Annotated in this window: 18 protein-coding genes and 1 pseudogene; 12 read left to right on the top strand and 7 right to left on the bottom strand. The window is 72.6% G+C overall.

The window, feature by feature from the left end:
• Positions 1-78 precede the first annotated feature (78 nt).
• From ACFO3J_RS15255 to ACFO3J_RS15245, 3 genes and pseudogenes are all read right to left on the bottom strand, one after another.
• On the bottom strand, positions 79-1,284 hold the full coding sequence (locus ACFO3J_RS15255) for an acyltransferase family protein (RefSeq protein ID WP_386429927.1): 1,206 nt from the start codon (positions 1,282-1,284) through the stop codon (positions 79-81).
• Entirely contained in the window at positions 1,281-2,645 is a 1,365-nt protein-coding gene (locus ACFO3J_RS15250; protein WP_386429926.1) for a polysialyltransferase family glycosyltransferase, read from the bottom strand. Before ACFO3J_RS15250 ends, ACFO3J_RS15255 begins: the two co-directional genes overlap by 4 nt.
• A 179-nt stretch (positions 2,646-2,824) precedes the next feature.
• A pseudogene (locus ACFO3J_RS15245) lies at positions 2,825-3,772 on the bottom strand (glycosyltransferase family 2 protein); the annotation flags it as partial.
• 222 nt (positions 3,773-3,994) lie between these two features.
• On the opposite strand from ACFO3J_RS15245, the gene ACFO3J_RS15240 reads away from it, so the two are divergent.
• From ACFO3J_RS15240 to ACFO3J_RS15200, 9 genes are all read left to right on the top strand, one after another.
• Complete coding sequence (locus tag ACFO3J_RS15240; RefSeq protein ID WP_386430225.1) at positions 3,995-5,281, top strand: DUF6716 putative glycosyltransferase; 1,287 nt, start codon at positions 3,995-3,997, stop codon at positions 5,279-5,281.
• 74 nt (positions 5,282-5,355) lie between these two features.
• Entirely contained in the window at positions 5,356-6,609 is a 1,254-nt protein-coding gene (locus tag ACFO3J_RS15235) for a cytidylyltransferase domain-containing protein (RefSeq protein ID WP_386429925.1), read from the top strand.
• A gap of 69 nt (positions 6,610-6,678) precedes the next feature.
• On the top strand, positions 6,679-7,614 hold the full coding sequence (locus ACFO3J_RS15230) for an N-acetylneuraminate synthase family protein (RefSeq protein ID WP_386430224.1): 936 nt from the start codon (positions 6,679-6,681) through the stop codon (positions 7,612-7,614).
• 91 nt (positions 7,615-7,705) lie between these two features.
• Positions 7,706-8,866 carry a hypothetical protein gene (locus tag ACFO3J_RS15225; protein WP_386429924.1) on the top strand — a complete coding sequence of 387 codons (1,161 nt, stop codon included), beginning with the start codon at positions 7,706-7,708 and terminating at the stop codon, positions 8,864-8,866.
• Positions 8,867-9,508: 642 nt separating this feature from the next.
• Positions 9,509-10,897, top strand: a complete 1,389-nt coding sequence (locus tag ACFO3J_RS15220; RefSeq protein WP_386429923.1) for a glycosyltransferase — start codon at positions 9,509-9,511, stop codon at positions 10,895-10,897.
• Positions 10,898-11,200: 303 nt separating this feature from the next.
• Positions 11,201-13,789 (top strand): GTPase-associated protein 1-related protein, encoded by a 2,589-nt coding sequence (locus tag ACFO3J_RS15215; RefSeq protein WP_386429922.1) that lies wholly within the window; start codon positions 11,201-11,203, stop codon positions 13,787-13,789.
• Positions 13,790-13,980: 191 nt separating this feature from the next.
• Positions 13,981-14,667, top strand: coding sequence for a vWA domain-containing protein (locus ACFO3J_RS15210; protein WP_386430223.1), 687 nt, complete (start codon positions 13,981-13,983; stop codon positions 14,665-14,667).
• Positions 14,664-15,605 (top strand): protein phosphatase 2C domain-containing protein, encoded by a 942-nt coding sequence (locus tag ACFO3J_RS15205; RefSeq protein WP_386429921.1) that lies wholly within the window; start codon positions 14,664-14,666, stop codon positions 15,603-15,605. The genes ACFO3J_RS15210 and ACFO3J_RS15205 overlap by 4 nt, the downstream gene beginning before the upstream one ends.
• Positions 15,602-16,948, top strand: coding sequence for a protein kinase domain-containing protein (locus ACFO3J_RS15200; protein WP_386429920.1), 1,347 nt, complete (start codon positions 15,602-15,604; stop codon positions 16,946-16,948). The genes ACFO3J_RS15205 and ACFO3J_RS15200 overlap by 4 nt, the downstream gene beginning before the upstream one ends.
• A gap of 31 nt (positions 16,949-16,979) precedes the next feature.
• Here the strand turns inward: ACFO3J_RS15200 and ACFO3J_RS15195 are convergent, their stop codons facing one another.
• From ACFO3J_RS15195 to ACFO3J_RS15185, 3 genes are read right to left on the bottom strand one after another with little or no spacing between them, the layout of a single operon-like run.
• Positions 16,980-19,262, bottom strand: coding sequence for a hypothetical protein (locus ACFO3J_RS15195; protein WP_386429919.1), 2,283 nt, complete (start codon positions 19,260-19,262; stop codon positions 16,980-16,982).
• Entirely contained in the window at positions 19,259-19,750 is a 492-nt protein-coding gene (locus tag ACFO3J_RS15190) for a hypothetical protein (RefSeq protein ID WP_386429918.1), read from the bottom strand. The genes ACFO3J_RS15195 and ACFO3J_RS15190 overlap by 4 nt, the downstream gene beginning before the upstream one ends.
• Positions 19,747-21,054, bottom strand: coding sequence for a hypothetical protein (locus tag ACFO3J_RS15185; RefSeq protein WP_386429917.1), 1,308 nt, complete (start codon positions 21,052-21,054; stop codon positions 19,747-19,749). Before ACFO3J_RS15185 ends, ACFO3J_RS15190 begins: the two co-directional genes overlap by 4 nt.
• 479 nt (positions 21,055-21,533) lie before the next feature.
• On the opposite strand from ACFO3J_RS15185, the gene ACFO3J_RS15180 reads away from it, so the two are divergent.
• The 3 genes from ACFO3J_RS15180 (at position 21,534) to ACFO3J_RS15170 (ending at position 23,202) form a co-directional block, all read left to right on the top strand.
• Positions 21,534-21,803: a hypothetical protein gene (locus ACFO3J_RS15180; protein ID WP_386429916.1), complete on the top strand. Its 270-nt coding sequence runs from the start codon at positions 21,534-21,536 to the stop codon at positions 21,801-21,803.
• Positions 21,796-22,452 carry a DUF2637 domain-containing protein gene (locus tag ACFO3J_RS15175; protein WP_386429915.1) on the top strand — a complete coding sequence of 219 codons (657 nt, stop codon included), beginning with the start codon at positions 21,796-21,798 and terminating at the stop codon, positions 22,450-22,452. Before ACFO3J_RS15180 ends, ACFO3J_RS15175 begins: the two co-directional genes overlap by 8 nt.
• Positions 22,453-22,590: 138 nt before the next feature.
• Positions 22,591-23,202 carry a hypothetical protein gene (locus ACFO3J_RS15170; RefSeq protein WP_386429914.1) on the top strand — a complete coding sequence of 204 codons (612 nt, stop codon included), beginning with the start codon at positions 22,591-22,593 and terminating at the stop codon, positions 23,200-23,202.
• Between the two features lie 132 nt (positions 23,203-23,334).
• On the opposite strand, the gene ACFO3J_RS15165 is transcribed toward ACFO3J_RS15170, so the two are convergent.
• Entirely contained in the window at positions 23,335-23,808 is a 474-nt protein-coding gene (locus tag ACFO3J_RS15165; protein ID WP_386429913.1) for a carboxymuconolactone decarboxylase family protein, read from the bottom strand.
• Between the last annotated feature and the right edge of the window lie 11 nt (positions 23,809-23,819).

Below are 23,819 nucleotides of genomic sequence, written 5' to 3'. Positions count from 1 at the left end.
CATCGTAGGGCAGCGGCGAGTGGCGGCCCTATGGCCGCCACCCGCCGCCGCTCCGCGTCCCTCAGGTCTCCGGCCGGTTCAGGCCACCGGGACCGGCTGCCGCTGGAGCACCTTCTTCAGCCGGGGCGCCAGCGGCTTCTCGACCAGCCGGTGCATCAGATAGGCGAGCACCAGCATGGACAGCACGGTGACCGCGAAGATCACGGTGGGCGCCCAGTCGGTGTGCTCGCGGAGCTTGCCGATGACGACCCAGCCGAGGTGCTCGTGCACCAGGTAGAAGGGGTACGTCAGCGCGCCGGCCGTGGTCAGCCAGCCCCAGTTGATGCTCGCGATCCGCGGTACGAGTGTCACCGCGATCACCGCGAGGAAGCCGGCCGCCACCACGGCGATCACCGTCAGCGGGGAGCGGTGGTGGAAGACCGAGATGTGGGCCGGGGCCACCAGGGCCTTGACCTCCTCGCGCTGGCCGAGCAGGAAGCCGACCGCGACCACGCCCCAGGACAGGGCGTCGTGGCCGAAGCGGTAGACCAGGTACAGACCCATGCCGGCCACGAAGAAGGGCGCGTACTCGGGCATCAGCGCGAGCTTCAGGAAGGCCTCGTTGGAGGACTCGGCGTACAGCGCCAGGACCGTCCACACGGTGGAGAACACCAGCACCCGCTTGCGGGTCGCGCCCGGCCACACCACGCACAGCGCGAACAGCAGGTAGAACCGCATCTCGGCCCACAGCGTCCAGCACACGCCCAGCACCCGCTCGGCGCCGGCCGGCATCTGGAGCATGGTGAAGTTGACCAGCAGGTCGGTGTCGGAGACCCGCTTGAGGCCGACGACCGCGAAGGCGACCGTGACGATGATCAGCGCCGCCCAGTACGCCGGGTAGAGCCGGGTGATCCGGGAGATCGCGAAGTCCTTGACGCTGCGGCCCCAGCCGCTCATGGAGATCACGAAGCCGCTGATGATGAAGAAGATCTGCACACCCAGCGGACCGTAGGAGAACGGCCCCGCCACGTGCGGGAACAGGTCGCTCGCCGAGGCGCCCCAGGCGGTCGTGATGTCCCCGCCGCGGCCTCCGTAGTGGTACGTGCAGACCATCAGCGCGGCTATCAGGCGCAGCCCGTCCAGCGCGCGCAGCCGCCCCCTGGCCCGTCCGCCGCCGGAGGGCGCGGGCGTGGCGGGGGCGGTGGGCTGCTGGCCGGGGGCGGCCTGGGGCAGGGGCTCCGCCATGGTCGTGGAGCCGCCCGGCCCCGCGGACTCGTCGGCGGGGGCCGGCATGTGCAGACTCATCCCAGTGTGGCTTTCTTGAAGGCACGGGCGCGGCGGGCCACCCGGCGGACGGTTCGGTTGCGCGGCACGAACGCCAGCCGGGCCGGAACCGCACCGGGCAGACCGAGCGAGGTGAGCCGGCGGCGCTTGAAGTACGGCCAGGTGTCCGCGTTCAGGCGATCCGTCAGCCAGGCTACGGCCTCGGCGCGCAGATGAGGATACGCCTTCGCCTGCATGCAGTAGCCCACCGCGTGCAGCAGCGGCGTGAGTTGGGCCGCCACCTGCTCCGGGGAGGGCGGCTTCCACGCGGTGACCGCCCTGGTGTCGTTCAGGTCGGGCAGCAGTGCGTGCACGATGGTCACCGGGATCCGGTTGCTGTTCTGGTACGGGGCCAGCCGCTCCAGCAGCAGCTTGGTACCGGTACGGGCCACCGGGATGCCGTAGAACACCGAGGCGGTCAGCAGCGCGGTGGAGAAGCAGCCGACGACCAGGGCCGGGCGGGCCTTGAGGTAGACGACCTCGGCGAGCACCGGCGAGTTGAGCACGGTCAGCCGGCAGCCGAGGCTCTCGGCCACCGCCTTCAGCGGCTCGGTCCACTCGGCCGGCGCCGTCGGGTGCGGCTTGAAGACGATCTCCTTGTGGCCCAGCGCCGCCGCGCCCCGCACCATCGACAGGTGCAGTTCCTCCTCCTCGTCGGCCGTGATCAGGCCGAGCGCGGAGAGGTACTGCCCGAGCAGCAGCGCGGCGCCCGCCGGTACCCCGGTCAGGTCGTCGCCGCTGGCGTCCATCGAGGCCTCGGCCAGCTCGGCGAGCACCTTGGTGAACTCCGCGGCGGGCACCACCCGCGGTTCCACGCCGTGCTCGCTGAGCAGCATCGGCCGCAGTCCGGGCACCAGGTCGAGGTGCAGCAGCCGGTCGATCCGGGTGTCCACCAGCAGGCCGAGCTTGTTGCGGGTCGGTCCGTACGACATCAGGCCGTCGGCGTAGACCGTGATCGGGCAGCCGATGAAGACCTGGACGAACGCCAGCGCGGGCGCGACCTGGATGGACTCCACGACCAGTTCGACATCGTCGTCGCCGAGGTCCCACAGCAGCCGCAGATAGCGCTCCCACATCGGGACCTCGTCGGCACGCGGCGCCCAGCCGCCGGGGTGCAGCGGGTGGATGGTCTCGTTCCACGACACGATCCGGTCGAAGCGGTTGCGCAGCGCCTCGAAGCCGGGCGCCAGGTCCAGGCCCGTGTGGGTCTCCGGGACCGAGGCGTTGTTGCTGACCACGAGGATGCGGCGGTCGGCGGCCGGCAGGGTGCCGGCGTCCAGCGCGGCGGCCAGGGTGGCGGCGCCGTACAGGGTCGAGGCGAGGAAGAGCTGCGTACTGCCCATTACGCGACCACCGTTCCGGCGTGGTCGCTGGCATCGGGGTCGTCGTCGCCGTCCGGGTCGGCCGCGGTGGAACCGACCTTGAGGCCGGCCGCGGTGACGCTCGCCGCCTCCGCCTTGCCGGCGGCGCTCAGCTCCGGGAACGTCTCGGCCTCGGCGCCCTCGTCCAGTTTGTTGGGAATGCGCCAGCGCAGCCGGCGGATCTTCACGCTGCGCTCGATGTCCATCGAGTCCAGCGCCTCGGTCAGCACGTCGTTGGGCAGCCGGCCCAGCGCCCCGGCGGCCAGCGCCTTGAGCTTGCGTGCCAGGGACGGCTCCAGCCGGTCGAGGTTGTCCAGGTGGTGGGCGATGATCGCGCAGTAGGTGCGGACCGCCTTGGGCAGGAAGCGCTCGCCGTCCGGGTCCGCGTGGATGTCGGCGATCACCTGGTCGAAGGAGCGGATGAAGTCGAGCTGCCGGACATCGCCGACCTGGGTCAGGGAGTTGGACACTCCGCGACGGTAGTAGATCCCCATCAGTCCGACCACAGCGACCGACTTGGCCTCGCGGTGCAGCCGCCAGATCCAGGGCCGGTCCTCGGCGGTGCGCAGGTCCTCCGGCATGTGCAGCAGACCCTGCTCGACGATCCGGCGGTGGTAGGCGCCCGCCCAGGAGTAGGGGTAGTCCACCAGCGTGGGGCGGTCGGCGGGGAGGATGGTGCTGCGCGGGTCCAGCCGTGCGTTGCGCCGCCCGTGCGGGGCGCGTATGACACTGCGGCTGCTGCCGGTGCACTGGACGTGGTCGGTGCGCAGGAAGTCCACGTCCAGGTCGTCCATGGCCTTGACCAGCTGCGGCAGGTAGCCCGGCGCCATCCAGTCGTCGCCGTCCATGAAGGTGATGTACTGGCCCTTGGACGCGTCGATGCCGGCGTTGCGCAGGGCGGCCACTCCCGTGTGGTCGCGCCGGATGATCCTCGCGCCGGGGATGCTGCCGACCCCCCGTTCCAGGAGGTGGGGCGTCTGATCGGTGGAACCGTCGTCCATCAGCAGGAACTCGAAATCCTCCCGGGTGTTGGCCCGCAGGCTGCGCAGGGCATCCGGGACGAATTGCTGCACGTTGAAGCACGGCACGATAACGGAGAGCTTGACCACTCCCGTACATTAGGCCGTTCAGGCCACCTGGTGCTTTGCATCGGACGTACATCTAGGTAAACGAAACATGTCGGAACGGTAACGGTGCGAGCCCCGGGTGACCTGGGTCACGCGGTACGCCTCGCCGGACCACCTCCGATCCGAAGCATTTTGTTTACCTGCCGTTGGCCGATGGTTAGCGTGTTGAGTCCAAGTGCTTCCTACTGTCAGGGTGTGGAACGTATGCCCGGCCCACTGAGGGTCACTGTGATCGCCGATTCGGACACCCGCTGGAAGTGGGGTGCGCTGACCGCGCGACGCATCGACCCCGACGCGCGTCTGGACGCGCGCCTCCTTCGCGGGCGGGCCACACCGACCCCGCGACAGCTCGCCGAACTGGGCATTCCCGCGGACTCGATGGTGGAGGCGACGGCGGCGGAGATCCTGGCGGGCACCAATCCGGACAGCTGCGACGTGGTGGTCGTCTCCTGCGTCGGCGGCACCGTCCAGGCGCTGCTGCACGGCTTCAACCGCGCCTGGGAGGGCCGCGCCGACCGCCCGGTCGTCGTCACCGGCTATGTCGGGGTCGTGTACGAAAAGCTGGCCGACGGGCTGCTGCTGCGGGCCGGCGCGGATGTGATCCTGGCCAACAGCGCCGACGACGCCCGGCGCTTCAGGGCCGTCTACGACGGTGTGGGATATCCCACAACCGCGATCGCCGAAACCGCGCTGCCGTTCCTCGGCGGCGAGCTCTACCGGCCCGACGACGAGCGCCGGTTCACCGTCGCCTTCGCCGTCCAGCCGTCGGTGCCCGAGGGCCGCGCCGACCGCCTGCACCTGCTGCGCCGCACCGTCGAGCACGCCCGCCTGCACCCGGAGCGCGATGTGCTGGTGAAGCTGCGCAGCAAGCCGGGCGAGCACACCACGCACATCGAGGAGAATCCGTACCAGAAGCTGGTCGCCTCGCTGGACCCGCCGCGCAATCTGGAACTGGTCTACGGCAACATGGGTGAGGTGCTGGACCGAACGGACCTCCTCGTGACGGTCAGCTCGACCGCGGCGCTGGAGTCGCTGTACCGCCGGATACCGACCGCGATCCTCACCGACCTCGGCATCCGCGAGTCCCTCGGCAACCACCACTTCCTCGGCTCGGGCTGCTTCGCGTCCTGGGACGAACTCGACGACGGCCACCTGCCGGAGGCCGATCCCTACTGGACCGCCGAGCACGGTGTGGGCGGCGGCGATCCCTACGCGGGCCTGCGCGCCCGGGTGCGCGGCCTGGTGGACGTGCCCGAACTGCCCCGGCTGTCCCCCTACTACACACAGCGCACCGCGCCGGGATACCTTCCCGGCATCCTCGCCCGGCAGGGCCTGGACCCCAAGGGCGAGCCCATCGCCGGCTTCTCGCCGCGCGAGCCGGGCCCGGTCCGCAAAGCCGTTCACGAGCTGGTGCGCAACTCCGCCCGCACGGCTTACCGTCAGGGCGTACAGCGCGTCGCCCCCGTCATCCGGCGCTGGGGCCAGCTGTGACGCCGGGCATACGTACGGCCGAAGACCAGGCACCGCCGGAGCCGCCGGTGCCCGCACTGACAGGAGTCACCCCGATGACCACCGAACCGGCCGAGGCCGCGCCCCGCGTGCTGGCCGTCATACCCGCCCGCGGCGGGTCCAAGGGCGTACCCGGCAAGAACCTGGCCGCCGTCGGGGGCGTACCCCTGGTCGCCCGGGCCGTGCTGGCCTGCACCGGGGCCCGCCGGGTCAGCGACGTCGTGGTGTCCACCGACGACCCGTCCATAGCCGAGGTCGCCCGCTCGGCCGGCGCCCAGGTGGTCCTGCGGCCGGTCGCGATAGCCGGCGACACCGCCAGCAGCGAGGCCGCCGTCCTGCACGCCATGGACAGCCACGAGGCCACCACCGGCGCGGCGGCCGAGGTGGTGCTGCTGGTGCAGTGCACCAGCCCCTTCATCACCAGCGACGAGATCGACGGCGTGGTCGCCGCGGTCACCGAGGGCGGCGCGGACACCGCGCACACCGTCGCACCCTTCCACGGGTTCGTCTGGCGCGACGGCGACCCGGTCGACGGTCCGGCTGATGGTTCGGCCGGCGACGCGGACGCGGAGGGAACCAGCGGGGGGTCCTTCGGCGTCAACCACGACAAGGCCACCCGCCCGCGCCGCCAGGACCGGCCGCAGGACCTGCTGGAGACCGGCGCCGCGTACGGAATGCGCGCGGCCGGCTTCCGCGCCGCCAAGCACCGCTTCTTCGGCCGGACCGCGCTGGTGCGCACCGACCCGGCCCGGGTGCTGGAGATCGACGAACCCGCCGATCTGGAACGCGCCCGCGCGCTGGCCCCGCTGCTCGACGCGCGGGCCGGCATCCCGACCCGCGCCGATGTCGACGCGGTCGTACTCGACTTCGACGGCACCCAGACCGATGACCGGGTGCTGATCGATTCGGACGGACACGAGGCCGTCACCGTGCACCGCGGTGACGGGCTCGGGATCGCGGCACTGCGCCGCGCGGGCCTGCCCGTACTGATCCTGTCCACCGAGACCAACCCGGTCGTCGCCGCCCGGGCCAGGAAGCTGCAAGTCCCGGTCCTGCACGGCATCGACCGCAAGGACCTCGCGCTCAAGCAGTGGTGCGAGGAGAACGGCATCGCGCCGGAGCGGGTGCTCTACGCCGGCAACGACGTCAACGACCTCGGCTGCTTCGCCCTGGTCGGCTGGCCCGTAGCCGTCGCCGGAGCGCATGACGTGGTCCGGGCCGCCGCCCGGGCCGTCACCACCGCCCACGGCGGTCATGGGGCGATCCGCGAGATCGCCGCCTGGCTGCTCGGTCCCACTCTCGCTCGCTGACCGCTGACTGAAGTCCCACGAAGTCCCAGAACACCCCCTGAATACCGAAGGAACACCCCCGTGGCCTCTATCCCGGCAACTCTCCCCGCCAACCTCCGCGCCGTCGGCTCGCGCCACATCGGCAACGGTCAGCCCGTGTACGTCACCGGCGAGATCGGCATCAACCACAACGGCGACCTGGAGAACGCGTTCGCTCTGATCGACGCGGCCGTCGCCGCTGGGTGTGACGCGGTCAAGTTCCAGAAGCGCACCCCGGAGATCGCCACTCCGCGCGACCAGTGGGAGATCGAGCGCGACACCCCCTGGGGCCGGATGACGTACATCGACTACCGCCACCGCGTCGAGTTCGACGAGGACGGCTACCGCTCCATCGACGAGTACTGCCGCAAGCGCGGCATCGACTGGTTCGCCTCCCCGTGGGACGTCCCGTCGGTCGAGTTCCTGGAGAAGTTCGACGTCCCGGCGCACAAGGTGGCGTCCGCCTGCCTGACCGACGACGAGCTGCTGCGCGCCATGCGCGCCACCGGCCGCACCGTCATCCTCTCCACCGGCATGTCGACGCCGAAGCAGATCCGGCACGCGGTGGAGGTGCTCGGCAGCGACAACATCGTGCTGTGCCACGCCACCTCGACGTACCCGGCGAAGAACGAAGAGCTCAACCTGCGGATGATCAACACCCTGCAGGCCGAGTACCCGAACGTGCCGGTCGGCTACTCCGGTCACGAGGTCGGCCTGCAGACGACGCTGGCCGCGGTCGCGCTCGGCGCGGTCTTCGTGGAGCGCCACATCACCCTCGACCGCGCGATGTGGGGCTCCGACCAGGCCGCGTCCGTCGAGTCGCAGGGTCTGGACCGGCTGGTCCGCGACATCCGCATCATCGAGGCCGCGCTCGGTGACGGTGTCAAGCAGGTCTACGAGGGCGAGCTGGGCCCGATGAAGAAGCTGCGCCGGGTGGCCGGCGTGGTCGCCGAGGCCGAGGCCGCCTCCGAGTCCGCGACGGTCTGACCGCCGGCGGTCCGGCCGCTGGCGGCCGGACCGAAGACGGCGGGGATCGGGCTTCCACAGGACACGTGACAAGAGGGACGAGGACGAGGTAATGACCGCAAGGCTCGCGCTCCGCAGGAGGCGGCCGCCCGCATCGGGCTCCGGCCCCGTGGCGCTGGTCGAGTCACCCGTCCAGCTCCTGAACGTCCTGGAGTGGGCGCATGTGCACCCGCCCGCCATACCCCCGATCCCCGCACCGCGCGACGGCCGCGCCGCCGAGGAGACCCCCTCGGCGGCGCAGCCGCTCACCGTGGTGGTGCTCTCGCCCGCCGACCCGATAAGCCGCGGGCAGCTGCGCCGGATGTCCGAACTCGCCCGTGAGCAGGGCGCGATCGTCCGCTGGTACGAGGCGCGCGGCGGCGAGGGCCGCCGCAACGGCCTGCTGCACACCGCGCTCGCCGTCGCCCCGCTGCTGCTGCGGGCCCGGCGGCTGGTGATCGGCGACCCGTTCTCCCGGCTGGTGCAGGTGCTGCTGCCGCTGTGCCGCGCCAAGGAGCTGACCGTGGTGGACGACGGCACCGCCACCATGGAGTTCACCGAGATCCTGTCCCGCGGCGGCCGACTGGTGCGCTGGCACCGCAGCGGGCACCGCAGGTCCCCGGCCGACGCCGCCTTCGGCCTGTTCGCCTCGGCCGCGCGGCGCCGGCTCACCCCCGGCAAGCGGCGGACCATCGAGCTGTTCAGCGCGATGCCCGCGACCGCGCCGGCCGGCATGTCCGTACGCGCCAACCGCTTCGCCTGGACCCGCAGCCGGTTCGGGCCCCCGAGCATCCTGGACGGCACCGACCTGATCGGCACCTCGCTGGTCGAGACCGGGGTGGTGGACCCCGAGCGCTATCTGGAGGTGGTCCGCTCGCTGGCCGAACAGCACGGCGCCCGGCGCTACTTCGCGCACCGCCGGGAGGCCGTCGACAAGCTGCACCGGCTCGCCGACGAGACCGGCCTGGAGATCGTCCGGCCCGACCTGCCGCTCGAACTGGTCGCCAGGCGCGGCCCGATCGGCAAGGCGGTCCTGTCCTTCCCGTCCACCGTCGTCCACACGCTGCCGCTGGCGCTGGCCGGCACCGGAGTCGACATCATCGTCGTCGACATCGACCAGGACTGGCTGACCTCCGACGCCTCCCCCCGCGCCCACACTTTCCTCGCGGGCATCACCGACACCGCCCGCGACCTCCACGGCCTCCCAGCGGCCGACAGCCCCAGCCCGGCGTAGTTGCCCCCTTTTTTGCCGCGCCCTCGCCTCCGGTCGCTTAGACCCGGTGTCGACGTTCCTCTCTCCCGCGCTCGTTCCTCGCTTGTCGTTCTCCCCCAGACTCCGTCCGGGGGGACCCCCATTTCGACACCGGCGCGCCCTTTGGCTCGCTGGCTACCGGCGAGCCCTCGGGCGTCAGATGGACCCAGCGGGGCACCCCAGGGCCACCGGGCGCCGTGGCGTTCGCCGGTCCGTTCACGTTGCGCTGTGCGGTTCGTCGGTCCGTTCACGTTGCGCTCTGGGGTTCGCCGGTAGCGACCGAGCCAAAGGGCGCGCCGGTGTCGAAAAGGAGAACGCGCGCAGTGAGCGAGGAACGAGCGAGCGAGCACGATCGACTGTCGACACCGGGTCTAAGCGACCGGCGGCGAGGGCGCGGCAAAAAAGGAGAAGGGGCGGTGCCCTCGCGCCCGACGGTGCCCACAAAACTCGTTCGCCCTCCGGCAAGGCACACTTAACCCGTAGATCATCTGTATGGGGTTGGGTGCGGGGATGGCGGGGAGTTTACGCGGATCGGCGCGCGTGGCGGTGGTGTCGGGCGGGGGTCTCGACGGGGACTCGCGTGCGCTCAGGGTGGCGAGTGCCGCCCGGGCGGCCGGGTATCACGTGACGCTGATCGGGCGGGCGCCGGCCACGGTCGTGCTGGCGGGGGTCGACGTACGGCAGGTGACCGTCCGCGATGTGCTGCGTACCCACCGGGTGTCGCGGCCCCGGCCGGGGCTGCGGTGGCCGCTGGCCTACCGGAGCGCCGCCGCGCACGACCACCGCACCACGCTGCTCACCGCGCAGCGTTCGCTGCTGACCACCCGGGGCGCCGAACTGGTCATCGTGCACCGGCCGTTGCCGCTGCTCGCGCTGGCCCGCTGCGGTTACGCGCTGGCCTGGTTCCGGCACGGCGCCAGGGTCGGCTGGACGCGGGCGCGGGCCGCGCAGTTCCGGGCCGCCGTACGCCGCCGGGAGCGCCCGGACGGGCGGCTGGACAACCTGGTGACGGAAGTGGCCCGGCTGCTGCTCGGCCGCCGTGCCTGGCGCCGGCTGGATCCCGGCCTGCTGGACGAGGAGATCGCGTACGGGCCGGTGCTCGACGCGGTCCGCCCGCACCTCATCCACGCGCTCGGCCACCGCTCGCTGGGCCTGGCGATCCGCGCCGCGCTGCGGGCCGAGGGCTCCGGTCACCGGATCGAGGTGGTCTGGGACGCCCCGCCGCGCGTCCCCGCGCAGACCCGGCGGGCCACCGTGGCCGGGGACGCGCTGCTGCGCACCTTCGCCCGGGAGGCGGACGGCGTGGTCACCGTCGGCGACCGCCTCGCCGGTGAACTCCGCCTGCGGCACGGCCTGTCCACCACTCCCGCGGTGGTCCGCAACGCCCCGCCGCTCGCCACCGGAGCCCTCGACCATCCGCACGGCGTCCGCGAACGCTGCCATCTGGCCGCCGACGTCCCGCTGCTGGTCCACACCGGCCCGCTCAGCCCCGACCGCGGGCCGGACACCGTCATCGAGGCGCTGCCGAAGCTCTACGACCTGCACGCGGCCTTCGTCGTCCCCGACCCGGGGGCCCCCGAACTCGGCGCGCTGCGCGACCGGGCCGCCCAACTCGGGGTCCAGGCACGGCTGCACGTGCTGCCGTATGTCCCGGTCGACGAGATCCCCTCCTTCCTGTCCTCGGCCGACATCGGTGTGCTGCCCGTCCACCAACTCCCGCATCACCAGGCCGTGCTGGCCTCCCGCTACCTCGAATACGCCCACGCCCGCCTCCCGGTGGTGGTCAGCGATGTGCGCGCGATGGCCGCGGCCACCCTCGAACTCGGCAATGGCGAGGTCTTCCGGGCCCGCGACACCGCCGACTTCGTCCGCGCGGTCGGCGCGGTGCTCACCAACCCGCGCCGCTACCGCAAGGCGTACGACCGGGTCGACATCCTGCGCCAGTGGTCCTGGCAGACCGAGTCCACCCAGCTGCTGGATCTCTACGCGCGGCTGCTGGGGCCGCGCCGCTGAGCGTCCGGAATCCCGGCCGCCGGCCGCCGGGCAGCGCCCGGCGGATTCGGCAAAACCCCCCGAAGCGGGACCCTCCTCTTCTACAGTGCTCCTCCAGGCGACCGAACTGCGACCGCCGCGAAGGGAGTTCACGCCCCTCCGCGAGTCAGTCCGGTCACCGGGGGGAGGGGGAAACCAGGTGTTCCAGGTGCCGTTAGCAGTGCCGATACCGATGTCGATACCCATGCCGTCGCCGGTGCGACCGCGCGCCGCCGCGGGTCCGAGGGCCAAGGGCCCGACGCGGCGCGCACCGGGGGCGGGGCGATGACCCTCCAGCGGCTCGGCTTTCTCGTCCGGCCGGGAGCGCTGCCGGATGACCTGCGGGCCGAGACGGGGGCGGAATCGCTGCCCGCGGAGGTCGCCGCCACCATCGCGTCCGTGATCACCGAGGCGTTACCGACGGTGCCCGACGGCAGCTCCGCCGTACTCAGCCACACCCGGCTGCCCGGCGGGGGAGCGCTGCTGCTGGAGATGGCCGGACCGGGCGCGCCGGACGACGCGGCGACGGCCGGGTGGCCGGACCCGTACGGCGGCTCCGCGCGCCGGGTCGCAGCCTGCTATCTGCCCGGCGGCGCGGAGGAGTTGGGCGACCGTACGCCCATCGAGACCTGGCGCTCGCGGCTGTGGGAGCCGTCCGGGAGCGCGGCGGACGGCGCCGAGGACGTCCCGGACTGGTGCGACGACGCGCACCTGGTGGACTTCGCCGCCGCGCACGCGGAGCAGGTCGAGCCCTTCCTCGCCGACGTCCACCGGCTGTTCGCGGCCCCGGCCGGCCGGCAGATCGTGATCGCCGAGCGTGATCCGGCGACGGTCGCCCGCTGGATCGCGCTGGCCTGCGCCTCGCTGACCCCGGCCTGCGCCCGCGCCCTCACCTTCGTGCTCTTCACCGACCGGCCGGCCGCCGCTCCCCAGCAGCTCGTCGGCATCGGCCCGGACGCCGACTTCGACCGCGCCGACGAGGCCGCGTTACGTCACCTCTACCGCGTCTACGACGGCCTGGGCGGCCCCGGCAGCGCGCCGCTGCCCGGTCCTGACAACTGGGCGTCGGTCGCCGCCCAGGTCTGGCGGACCGGGCTGGCCCCGCGTACCGCCTACCACCGGCAGGGCACGGCGGACGAGCCGTTCGGTATCGGACCGCTGCGGGACCTGATCCTCGCCCGCCCCGTCGACACGGAGCCGTACGACCGCGCGGAGTCCCGGCAGGCGTCCCCACCCGCGCCGGTGCAGACCGCCCTGCCGCCCGCATCGCGGCCGGCGCCGGTTCCCCCCGCTCCCATCGTGCCGCCCGTCACCGCGATCGGCGGCGGCCCGGACGCCGGGTGGGAGGACCAGGAGGACCAGGAGGAGGCCGTCAGCGGCATCCCGGGGGGAGCCAACCCCGTCCGGGTCGCCGCCGTCCGCCGGGGTCCGCTGACGCCCGCCGAGCTGTCGGACCTCTTCGCGAAGCTGGGCGTCCGGGTGCCGCTGTCGGACGACGGGCTGCTCGCCGCCGTCCTCGCCGAATTCGCACCCCCGACCAGGGAGTCGGCGGACGACGCCGGTCTGCGGGCGGCGGTGGTCGACAAGCTGACCGAAACGGTCCGGGCGCGTCACGACACTCCGTTCCTCCAATGGGTGAGCGTGCTGGAGGCCCTGCACACCCTGTCGCCGCCGCGCGAACGCCCGCTGGCGGCGGACCGGGTCACCGCGGCGTATCTGGCCGAGCGCAGCGGCCAGGAGGCCGCCGAGGTCAAGGCCGCCGCGGGCATCAGCCGGGATCTGCTCTGGAAAGAAGCGCCCCGCGACGAGCGGACCCGGGAGCCCTTCGAGCGGCTGGCCACGCCGTTCGTCCGGCTGCTCCTCGATCAGCTGGCCAAGGCGGAAAGAGGTCCGAGGCCGGAGGCGCTCGCCGGTCTGGTCGCCTCGCCGCTGGGCGGCTGGCTGGACACCGTCTACGAACAGGCTCCGGCGCGGCTGCGCCTGATCATCGAGGCCGAGCGGCTGCGGAACCGGCGGATCGCCGGGATGGAGCTGTTCCGCCGGCTGATCGCCTCCGCCGGCACCGAGGAGGTGTGGGAACCGGCGCTGCTCGGCCTGGTCCTCTGGCTGGTGTGGCGGGAAGGGACCCCGAGCCTGCTGGACGCCTTGGAACTGATCAGCCACTGCGGGCCCAGCCGTATCGCCGCCGCGAGATTCGACGGACGGCTGGCCAGGCTGCTGACCGTGCCCGAGCCGCCGTCCGACCACTCGGCCGAACTCGCCGACCAACTCCTCGGCATGCGCACCGAACTGGACGACCGGCAGGCGGCCGTCGCGAAACTGCTGAACCTCGGCCGGCGGATGGACCGGCACGAGGTCGGTCCCAAGCTGGCCATCCAGCAAGTGCGGAGCATGCTGGCCCTCTCGGTCCCGGACCCGGTACGCGACTGGATCACCAAGAAACTCGCCGTGCGGCTGGCCGAGTCCCAACCGGCCGAGCTGGCCGACACGTTCGTGCTCGGCGTGCTCGCCGGGCCGCTCGAAGAGACCCTCCTCAAGCGATATGTGGACGCGCAGTTGACCCCCAAGCGGAAGGAGAGGCTGGTCGACGCCCTGGCCGGGGACCCGGAGGGGGCGGCGAAGCTCTTCACGGCCTGGGGCCGGGACTCCCTCCAAGCGACCATCGGATGGCGGAACGAGTCGCAGGTCCTCACCACCGAGGTGTTCGGGGAAACCGTCGTGCGGCTGCGGCTGCGGAATCCCATCCAACTCCAGAAAATCGGGGAGAGGTTGCGCGCGATGGGCGAGTTGGAATGGGCACACAACTGGGAGGCGTTCGTCGACACCGGCCTCAGCGGAACCGGCATCGACCCCCGGAACGACTTCCACCGCTGAGACGCCCGGACCGCGTCCCGACCCACGCGCCCGGACTGATACCGACGCCGACGCCGCGACCGACGCAGACGAACCAGCAGACAACCGACGACAACGACCGACACAACGACCGCACGACACGCGCGAAGCCGGACGCACCGAACTCCGGCCAGAAGGAGGGGAACCGCGTGAGCGACATGCCCGGCGGCCCGATGGCCAGCCGTCCCGTACATTTCATCTGGATACTCGACTGCTCCGACTCGATGAGCATGAACGGCAAGATCGCCGAGCTCAACTTCGCCATCCGCGAGGCGATACCGGAGATGCGCGACGCCGCCAACGAGAATCCCGCCGCCAGCCTGCTGGTCCGCGCCATCACCTTCAGCGCGTCCGCGTCCTGGCATGTGGAAAAGCCCACCCCGGTGGCGGACTTCAACTGGAAGGACGTCGGGACCTCGGGCTGGACGAGCCTCGGCGCGGCCCTGAAACTCGCGGCGACGGTGCTGGACATGCCGCCGATGCCCGAGCGGGCGCTGCGCCCCGTACTGGCCCTGGTCTCCGACGGCCAGCCGACCGACGACTGGCGGGCCGGCCTGCGGGCCGTCGACGCCACCCCCTGGGGCAAGCGGGCGATCCGGGTGGCGGTGGCCATCGGCCAGGACGCCGACAAGGGCGTCCTCAAGGAGTTCCTCGCCAATCCGGAGATGGAGCCGATCCAGGCCGACAACCCGCAGCAGCTGGTGCGGGCCATCCGCTGGGCCTCGACCATGGCGGTGCGCGCCTCGTCCACCCCGGTCGGCGGCGGCGCCGCCGATGACGACGACCAGCAGAACGCCCCGGTCAAGAACCTGGTGCCACCGCCCCCCGTCGTCGCCGACGATGACGACGACGTCTGGTGACCGAGGTCGCGGACGGTCCGGCCTGGACACTCCTCCAGGGCGCGGTCAAGGGCCGCAACAAGAAGTACACACAGGACAGTTGGGCCGCCCGGAAGGGCATCGGCGGCGACGGGGTGCTGCTGGTGGTCGCCGACGGACACGGTTCGAAGGCGCACTACCGCAGTGACCTCGGCTCGCGCTGGGCGGTGGAGGCGTTCATCGCCTGCGCGGAGGTGCTGGCGCAGGACGTGGCACGGCGGGGCGGCGACGAGAGTCACTGGCCCGCCGTGCTGGCGGCGGCGCGCGGTCTGCCGCAGCAGATCGTCCACCACTGGCGGCACCGGGTGGCGATGTTCGAGGCCAACTCCCCGGCGGACGGCACCTGGCCGCGGGCCCGAGGGGCCGGCCTGGACACGATCCCGTACGGCAGCACCCTGGTCGGGGCGATCGTCGTGGGCCGGCTGCTGCTGTGCTGGAAGCTCGGGGACGGCGACATCGTGCTGGTCGACGAGACCGGCGAGCCCTTCGTACCCCTCTACGACGGGCCGGAGTTGGGGGACGAGGCGGACTCGCTGTGCCAGGCGGAGGCATGGCGGCAGATGCGGATCCACTGGCAGCGGCTGCCCGCCGACCGGCACACCGCGGTCCTGATCTCCACCGACGGGCTGTCCAAGAGCTTCACCGACCACTCGGGCTTCGTCAGCTTCGCCGAGGGACTGCGCGACCGGGCCCGCGACCAGGGACTCGACGTCGTACAGGGGCAGTTGGCGAGCTGGCTGGAGCGCGCCGCGAGCTTCTCCGGGGACGACTCGACACTGGTCGGGGCGTTTCCGTCCGAGCGGTACGCACCCACCGCCGACGCCGGACGCGACCGGCCCGCACCGGCCCAGCCGTCGGACCGGCCCGGGCGACAGCCGGACCCGCCACACCAGTTGGACACGGAAGGAACGACATCGTGAACGGGATACTGCCCGAGGGGCACACCCTGATCACCGACAGCGGCGACCGGATCACGGTCGGCCGGCTCTACGGCGCCGGTGGTCAGGGCGAGGTCTACCAGGCGAAGACACCGCACGGGGACCGCGCGGTCAAGTGGTACTACCCGGCGCAGGCCACCGAGATGCAGCGCAACATCCTCGAAGGGCTGATCGGCCTGCGGTTCACCGACTCCCGCTTCCTGTGGCCGCAGTCCGTCGTCTCGGACCCCAACGCGCTCAGCGGCGGCTTCGGTTACCTGATGGACGTACGGCCGGACCGCTTCAAGGACTTGCCGGCGCTCTTCCGCCGCGACCCCTCGGTCAGCGCGGTCACCCAGCGCACCCTGGTGATCGCCGCGCTGCACACCGTCGAGGCGTATCTGGCGCTGCACGGCAAGGGCATCGCCTACCGGGACATCAACTGGGGGAACATCTTCTTCGACCCGGTCACCGGCGACATCCTGGTCTGCGACAACGACAACGCCGTCTTCGAGAGCGAGGCCGCGGGCGTCGCCGGCACGATGGACTTCATGGCGCCCGAACTCGTCCGCGGCGACAAGGGGGTCTCACCCGGTACGCAGACCGACCTGCACTCGCTCGCGGTCCTGCTCTTCATGCTGTTCATGAACCACCACCCCTTCCAGGGCGCCCTCGCGCTGAAGATCCGCTGCCTCGACGAGGCCGCGCAGCGCCGGCTCTACGGCACCCGGCCGGTCTTCGTCTACGACCCGGCGAACACCACCAACCGGCCGGTGCCGGGCGAGCAGGACACCGTCATCGCGACCTGGCGGACCATGCCGAAGAAGCTGCAGGACCTCTTCGTCAAGACCTTCACGGTGGGGCTGACCGAACCGGTCGAGCGGGTCAGGGAGAGCCAGTGGCGCGGCGCGCTGAGCTCCGTGCTCGACAGCAGCCTGATCTGCGCCGTGTGCGGGAAGTTCAACCTCTCGCAGCCCGGCGCCACCGCGCCCACCTGCTGGAAGTGCGCCCGCCCGCTGGACGTACCGCCCTGCCTGACCGTCCTCACCGGTGTGGGCGCGGTCCGGCACCGCACTCCGGTCCGGCTGATCCGGGGCGGCCGTATCTACGGCCACCACCTGATCAGCAGCCCCAAGCGGCACGACTTCACCGATGTGGTGGGCGAGGTGACCGAGCACCCGCAGCACCCCGGGCGCTTCGGCCTCACCAACCGGACCGGGACCACCTGGACCACCCGCCGCCCGGACAACACGACGCAGACGGTGCCGCCGGGCAAGACGGCGGCGCTGCGGCCCGGCATCACCATCGAGTTCGGGGGCGGCACCGAAGGGGTGGTGGAGGCCTGACCCGCGCCCGGGGCCGCCCGCGGCCCCGGGTTCAGCCACGCCGCCGCCACGGCCACAATCGCCGCCACCAGGTGACTTTGACGGCTTCCGGTGCCGGCGGGGGCTCCTCGGGCGTGTCCTCGACCGCCGCGGCGGGTGGTGCGGCCGGCGGCAGGGGCGGGACCGCAGGTACGGCGAACCGTGCCGGCTCCACGCCGATCACCGTCACGTCAGGGCGCGACACCGCGCCGACCGTCACCACCGCTTCGCGCCCGGTCAGCGGGATGTCCACGCCGTTGGCGTCCATCCGGGAGCGGGCCACCCGGCGTTCCCGTACCCGGCCGTCCTGCTCCCAGCGCACCAGGACCAGCACCGCGGGCTCCGGCCAGCGGAAGTCGATGTGCGCCCAGCCCCGGTGACGGCGTCGCACCACCAGGTCGGCCACCGCGTCCGGCGCTTCGATCAGGACGCTCGGGCCGGCCACCGCCCGCCCGTCCAGCACGCTGACGGCGGTGACCCGGGTGGAGGCACCGCGCCGGGGGCTCAGCGTCAACTGTCGTCGGCCGGAGGGCGGTTCGTCGGCGGGGCCGCCGCCCGGCGCGGCCGTGTCCTGCGGGCCGTCCAGGTCCTGCGCGGCACCCGGGGGCGGGAACAGCTCGGCGAGCAGCGGCGTGACGTCCTCCCCGGGCGCAGCGGGCCACCAGCGCCACCGCACCAGCTGTCCGACGCCCCGGGCGGGCGGGGTCCAGGCGAGCTCCACCCGGCCGTCGGCGTGCACCGCGGCCACCGCCAACTCCGCGACCTGGGAGGGCCATTCCTCGGCGCGGGCCTGGATCGTACGGCCCGGGGTCCACAGCGACTCGCCCGATCCGCTCCGGTATTCGCTGCTGACCCGGTACCAGTGGTCACCGGCGGGCAGCGGCTGGTCGACCATGCCGTCGGAGCCGCCCGGGACCGGCGCTTCCGCACCGCGCCGCACCCGGGTGCCGACCGCCCGGGGGTGTGCCCGCCAGCTCAGCCGGACCCCGTCCGGCACCGCTTTCCACCGCAGGTCCTCGACCTCCGGTGCGGACAGCACGGGACCCGAGGCGCTCGGCAGCCGCGCGACCCGGTTCCCGTACAACGGGACCACCACGTACCGCACTTCGGTCCCGACCGGTATGCCGGGGTCGACGGCGGTGAGGGCGGTGCGGGCGGTCTCCGGCGGGTCGGCCACCTCGATGCCGACGGCCTCCTCCGGCGCGCCGGACGGGAATCTGAACACGCGGTAGCGGGTGGGGGAGCGGCGTCTTCCGGGTGCGACGACCGGCTGCCACTGGAGGGTCACGGCGTCGCCGTCGAGGCGGGCGGACACCGAGCGGCCGCCCGCGCCGGCCGTGCTGCCTGAGCCGTCCGGGCCGTCCGGGCCGTCCGGGGCGCCCGGGCCGTCCGGGCCGTCCGGGGCGCCCGCGCTGCCCGCGTCCCCGTCCGACTCGGTGGTGCCGTCCTCGGCGTCGGCGATGAGCACCGCCACGCCCAACAGCCCCGCTCGCACCCGCGGATCGTCCACCGCGAGCCGGGACGCGCCGAGCCATGCCTCGGCCGCCGGGCCGAGCTGTCCGCTCGCCTGCCGCCGGGCCGCGACCGCCGCCAGCGATTCGACCTCATCCGTCCGCCGCATCAAGTCGTCCAGAACGGCGGCCAGTTCCGGGTCGGCCGGCGATTCCGGCAGTGCGGCGGCCAGTTCGGCGGCCCGGTAGAGGCGCCCGCCGCGCAGCGCGTCGGTGATTTCCTCGCCCGCCTGCCGGACCGGTCCTGACGCGGGGAAACCGGCGGCGACGGCCGCCGCCAGCGCGGCGGACTCGGTGGGGTGCACACCCAGCGCCTCGGCCGCCTCCCGTGTCGGACCGCCGGGGCGGTCGGCGAGCAGGCAGGACAACTGGTAGAGCACGACCCGGCGCAGCCGCATGACGTCGTCGCGGATCTGCCGGCGCAGCCAGTTCAGCAGCGAGCGGATCTCGGTGGCGCGCGGATCGCCGCTGCCCTCCCAGCGGGACCGGCACTCGTTGATGGACGCCGCGTCGACCCGCAGCCAGTTCCCGCCGCGCCCGGTGAGCCACAGTCCGTCCAGTACCCGGAAGGCGGGCCGGGAGGCTGCCCCCTGGAGTGCGTGGGGCGGCGGGGCGGGCCGCGGCGCCCGCAACAGCGGTTCGGCGGCGTGCCGGAAGCCGAGCCGGGTCAGGCGTTCGCTGAACGCGGTGAAGCCGGGCAGACCGGGAAACATCGGCAGCAGCAGGGGAGCCGGCGGCGCCGGGGACGGTGCCGGTCCGGGCGCCGCCGTCTGCGGCCCGTTCACCGCGGCGCGGTGTAGAAGTACACCCACACGCTCGCTGTGTCCGCCTCGGCGTCGAGTTGGAGGAAGTCCTCCGTCGCGGTGTCCTGGTTGAACATCGCGGGCCTGGCCCGGTGCAGCAGCACATTGACCTTGCGCGCGTAGGCCGTGCCGGCCTGGGTGCCGCCGAAGGTCAGCACGAAGGCGGCCTCCTGGCCCGCGCGCGCCCGGGTGGCCGTCACGATCTGCCGCTCCAGCGAGGCGTTGTCGCTTCCCGCAACCGAGAACTTGTAGCGGGTCCTCGACACCGAGCGCGGTCCGGTGGGGGTGGGCTTCGGACGCGGCTTCGCGCTGTGCGTGGGAGTCGGCCGGGGCGCGGGGCGCCGGTCCGCCAGCGGGTCGGCCTGGTCGCCCATCGCCACCAGGGCCAGCACCAGCAGGAAGTCGGCGAACAGCCACCCGGCGAGCGCGGTGGTGCCCAGCCGCCCGCGGCGGCGCGACAGGCGCGTCATCCGCCCGCTCCGAGCCCCGCTCCGAGCCCCGAGCCGCTGACCGCGTCCTCCGGCTGCGGCGCCCCGGCGAGCAGCCGGATGCCGGCGTCGAGCCGCGCCGCGGCGTCCTGCCAGTGCGCGGCGACGGCGTCCCACTGCTCGGTGGCCTTGCGCATGCCGTCCACCGCGTCACCGGTACGGTCGGCGCTGCGCACCATGTTCTGCGACGCCCGGTCGGCCGCCTGCACCGCCTGCTCGGACATCACCACCAACTGCTGCTGCACGGCGGCGAGTTCCTTCAGCGCCGTATCGACCACCGCTCCGGCCCGCCCGATCCGTTCGCCGACCTCGCGGACGGCGGTCGCGTTGTCCTCCCCGGTCCGCACGGTGGTGTCCTGCGCGGCGCGCACCGCGTCGACCGCCTTCGCCTGCGCGTCGCGCAGGGCGTCGCTCCCGGCGCGGACCGCGGTCTCGATCCGGTCGGCGGCGGAGCCCAGTTGGGGCACCTCCTTGGACAGGCGGTCGGTGGCGGCGCCCAGTTCGGTGGCCGCCCGGTCGGTGGCGTCCGCCACCAGGACCAGCTTGTCGTGACTCTTGACCGCCTGATTGGTCAGCGAGCGCAACTGCCGTGCGGCGCCGGTCAGTTCAGCCGCGAAGCGGGCCGGTGAGCTGTTGCGGTGGGCGACCAGGGCCAGTTGCGCCCGGGTCAGCACGGACGCCAGCTGGCTGAGCAGGACGGCGCCTTCGGCCTCCCGCTCGGCCGCCTCCCGCTCGTTGCGGGTGCGGAGCAGGGCATGGGCGAGGGCGAGCAGCAGCAGGACGCCGATCAGGCCGACCGCCACCAGCGCCAGGCTGTCGAAGCGCTCATAGGAGGACAGGTGGCCGTCGAAGCCGGACTGCCACAGTTGCAGAAACGGCCGCGACGCCTCCTTGGGATTGTCCTTCGCCAGCTCGCCGTAGGCCCGGCTCGCCATCCGCAGCCCGAACCATGTGACCAGCAGCGGCGCGAAGACCATCACGCCCAGCGCCGCCTCCAGCGGCTCCTCGCGGACGATTCTGCTGATCCGGGCCCACAGCGACCGGCCTCCCCGGCCGCCTCCCCGCCCGCCCCCGCGGCTCCCCGGGGCCGGATCCGCCAGGCTCTCCGGCCGGGCGAAGGCCGCCACCAGGTCGATCCCGGACCACGCGTCCAGATTCCTGGCGGCTTCGAGGTCCTCGCCCAGGCTCTGTAATTCATCCCTCCGGCCCGCCAGTTGGGGCCGGCCCGCCAGGTCCTTCAGCTCCCGCCCCAATTGGGCCGGGTTCACCAATGCCGAGAACGGCATTCCCACCCCCTACAGCACTTCGCGTCCCCGCGATCCCCCGCGGAGCTGCACTCCACCACAACCCGGAGCCGTAGACACGCGTTTGCTCAAACTGTGACAGTGCCGTGCATGTCCGCCCGTGCCCGGACACCCCCCGCGGCCCGCTTCGGGGCCGTCCGCGGTGCGCGCGGCGGGCCCCCCGCGTCCGTTCGGCCGGACCGGCGCCGGAATACCCGCGCATTCAGCGCGGGCGCGCGATGTTACCGGACGACCGCCGCCGTAATGACGTACGACACGCGGAAAGTAAATCCGCCTCCGGATTGACGGGTCCATCCGAGCACGGTGACGCCGCGTCACCGCGAACGTTCGTACCCGGCTTTCACACGACTGCGGCAAACGGACCAACCGAATGCCACGCCGTTCACTCGTTTGCCTCGTCCCGGGCCAATCCCGTAGTCGTTGAAGACTGTGTGAATACGCCTTCTGGCCCCCTCCATTCAGTGGCCGCGGACCTGCGACCTGCCGACTCCACCGCGCAAACGCCGGCGTTCGCCGCCGAGAACAGTCGTGGGGAGGCGATGTACGGTGCCGAATTCGGCCGCGAAGCCGCCGTCGGGCCGCCGCCGTGCGATGTGCTGCTGAGCGAATTCCTTGCCCTGATGGGACGGATCGAGGCCGACTTCACCACGCGGTGGAACGCCGCGCACCTCGGATCCTCGACAAGTGCCCGCCCGTACGCCTTGCTACCGGGATGGCGTCAGAATGTATGAATACGACGAATATCCGCTGATCGCCCCTGATCTTTTCGCCCCCGACCCGGGGCCCGCGCCGGATTACCCTCCGGCGGCCCCGGCGGAGGACACCCTGAGCCACTGGGACCTCGAAGTCGAGTTCGAGCAGCTCTTCCAGCAGCCCTTCGAGGAGGAGGCACCGCGCGGCCACCGGTCCGCCGCCTCCCGGATGGACCGGCGCCGCAGACGCCGGCCGTCCGTCCGGCCGCGCTGGCCCCTCCGTCTCGGCGTCGCCATCGCCGGGACCACCGCCGTCGTCGCCAGTACCGTCAGCGTGCTCGGCGCGATGGTCTCGTACGACCCGCTGCGCGAACTCGCCTCCCCGACCGCCCACAGCCTGGCCTCTTCCTGGCCGCTGCTGGTCTACGGCCCGTGGTTCGCCGCCTGCCTGTCGATCCTCCAGGCGGCGGCCCACCGCCGCGAGGTGCGGGCCGCCTGGATCGCGGTGATCGTCTTCTCCGCGATCGCCATGGCCCTGTGCATCGCCCACGCCCCCAGGACGCTCACCGCGATCGCCACCGCCGGGCTGCCCCCGGTCTCCGCGCTGGCCAGCTTCCACCTCCTCTGCCGGCAGATCACCCTCCTCCACCCCCGCCACGCCAAGATCCCCCGCCAGCGCAAGCACTGAGTCCCCGGCGCCCGGCATCCGAAAAAGCTTCTGAGAGAGAACGACCAGGTAATGATGGAACGCCAGCACGCAGAGGACCGGTTCGTCTGGGGAATGCACTGCGCGGAAGCCCCCCACAGTCCCGGCGGGGCCCAGTTCGTGATCGAGCTTCCCGCCGTCAGGGAGATGATCGACCTGGTCGCGCAGGGGCAGGTCACCGCGCCCGAACTCCACCAGGCTCTCGACGAGTTCGCCCGGCGGTTCCACGCCCCGGACCGTCCCGCGACCACTTTCGACGAGGAGACCATCGGCGAGGACTGCCCGCACGGCTGCCCCATGTGCGCGGGCGCCCGGGCGGAGTTCGACGCGATCGCTGCAGAATCGCTTACTCACAAGGTGCGGCTGTCCGACCTGGACGCGCACCCGTACGCGGCCGGCAAGCACACCCTGCACCGCAGCAGCTGCCCCAAGGTGTCCCGCTTCGTCGGCCGCGTCGAACCCGTCGGCTCCCCCCGCTTCCTCGCCGGCCTGCCCGCCTTCGCCCACCAGGGCGTCTGCAGCACCGCCTGGGCGGCGGGCATGCAGGTGCTCACCACCGAGGAGGCCGCCGAGTGGATCCGCCGTAAGTCCACCCAGTCCGAGGCGGCCGGTTACAAACTCTGCTACCACTGCGACCCCCCGCTCCCCGTCACCGGCTACGCCCCGATCACCGGCGACGACACCTTCGGCTCCGGCTTCTGGGCCACCGGGGAGGCGGTGACCTGGGGGTAGCCGCTCCCCTTCCGCCGACCGGGTCCGCCCGACGACCGTACGGAACCGGGCGGCACGGCGCCCCGGACCCCTACGAGCGGGGTCCGGGGCGCCGTCCTGCCGCCGGTGCCCGATCGCACCGGCCGCGTCCCGTCAGCCGAACTGGCCGGGCTGGTAGTCGCCGGCCGGCTGCTGGACGATGAGGTTCAGCCGGTTGAAGGCGTTGATGACGGCGATGATCGACACCAGCGAGGCGAGCTGGTCCTCGTCGTAGTGCTTGGCGGCGTTCGCCCACGCCTCGTCCGTGACCCCGCCGGCCGCGTCGGCGACGCGGGTGCCCTGCTCCGCCAGCTCCAGGGCCGCGCGCTCGGCGTCGGTGAACACCGTGGCCTCGCGCCAGGCCGCGACCAGGTTGAGCCGCTGCTGGGTCTCCCCGGCGTGCGCGGCGTCCTTGGTGTGCATGTCCGTGCAGAAGCCGCAGCCGTTGATCTGGCTGGCGCGGAGCTTGATCAGCTCCTGGGTCGCGGCCGGCAGTGTCGATTCCCCGATCGCCAGCCCCGCCGAGACGATGTGCCTCAGGGACTTGGCTGCGAACGGGCTGTCGAGGAGGTTCAAACGGGCTTCCATGGTGCACCCCT

The sequence above is a fragment of the Streptomyces polygonati genome (genome assembly GCF_042650325.1).
Taxonomy (GTDB): Bacteria; Actinomycetota; Actinomycetes; order Streptomycetales; family Streptomycetaceae; genus Actinacidiphila; species Actinacidiphila polygonati.
Note: the sequence above shows the minus strand (reverse complement) of the source record. Positions and strands in the feature narration are given on the sequence as shown.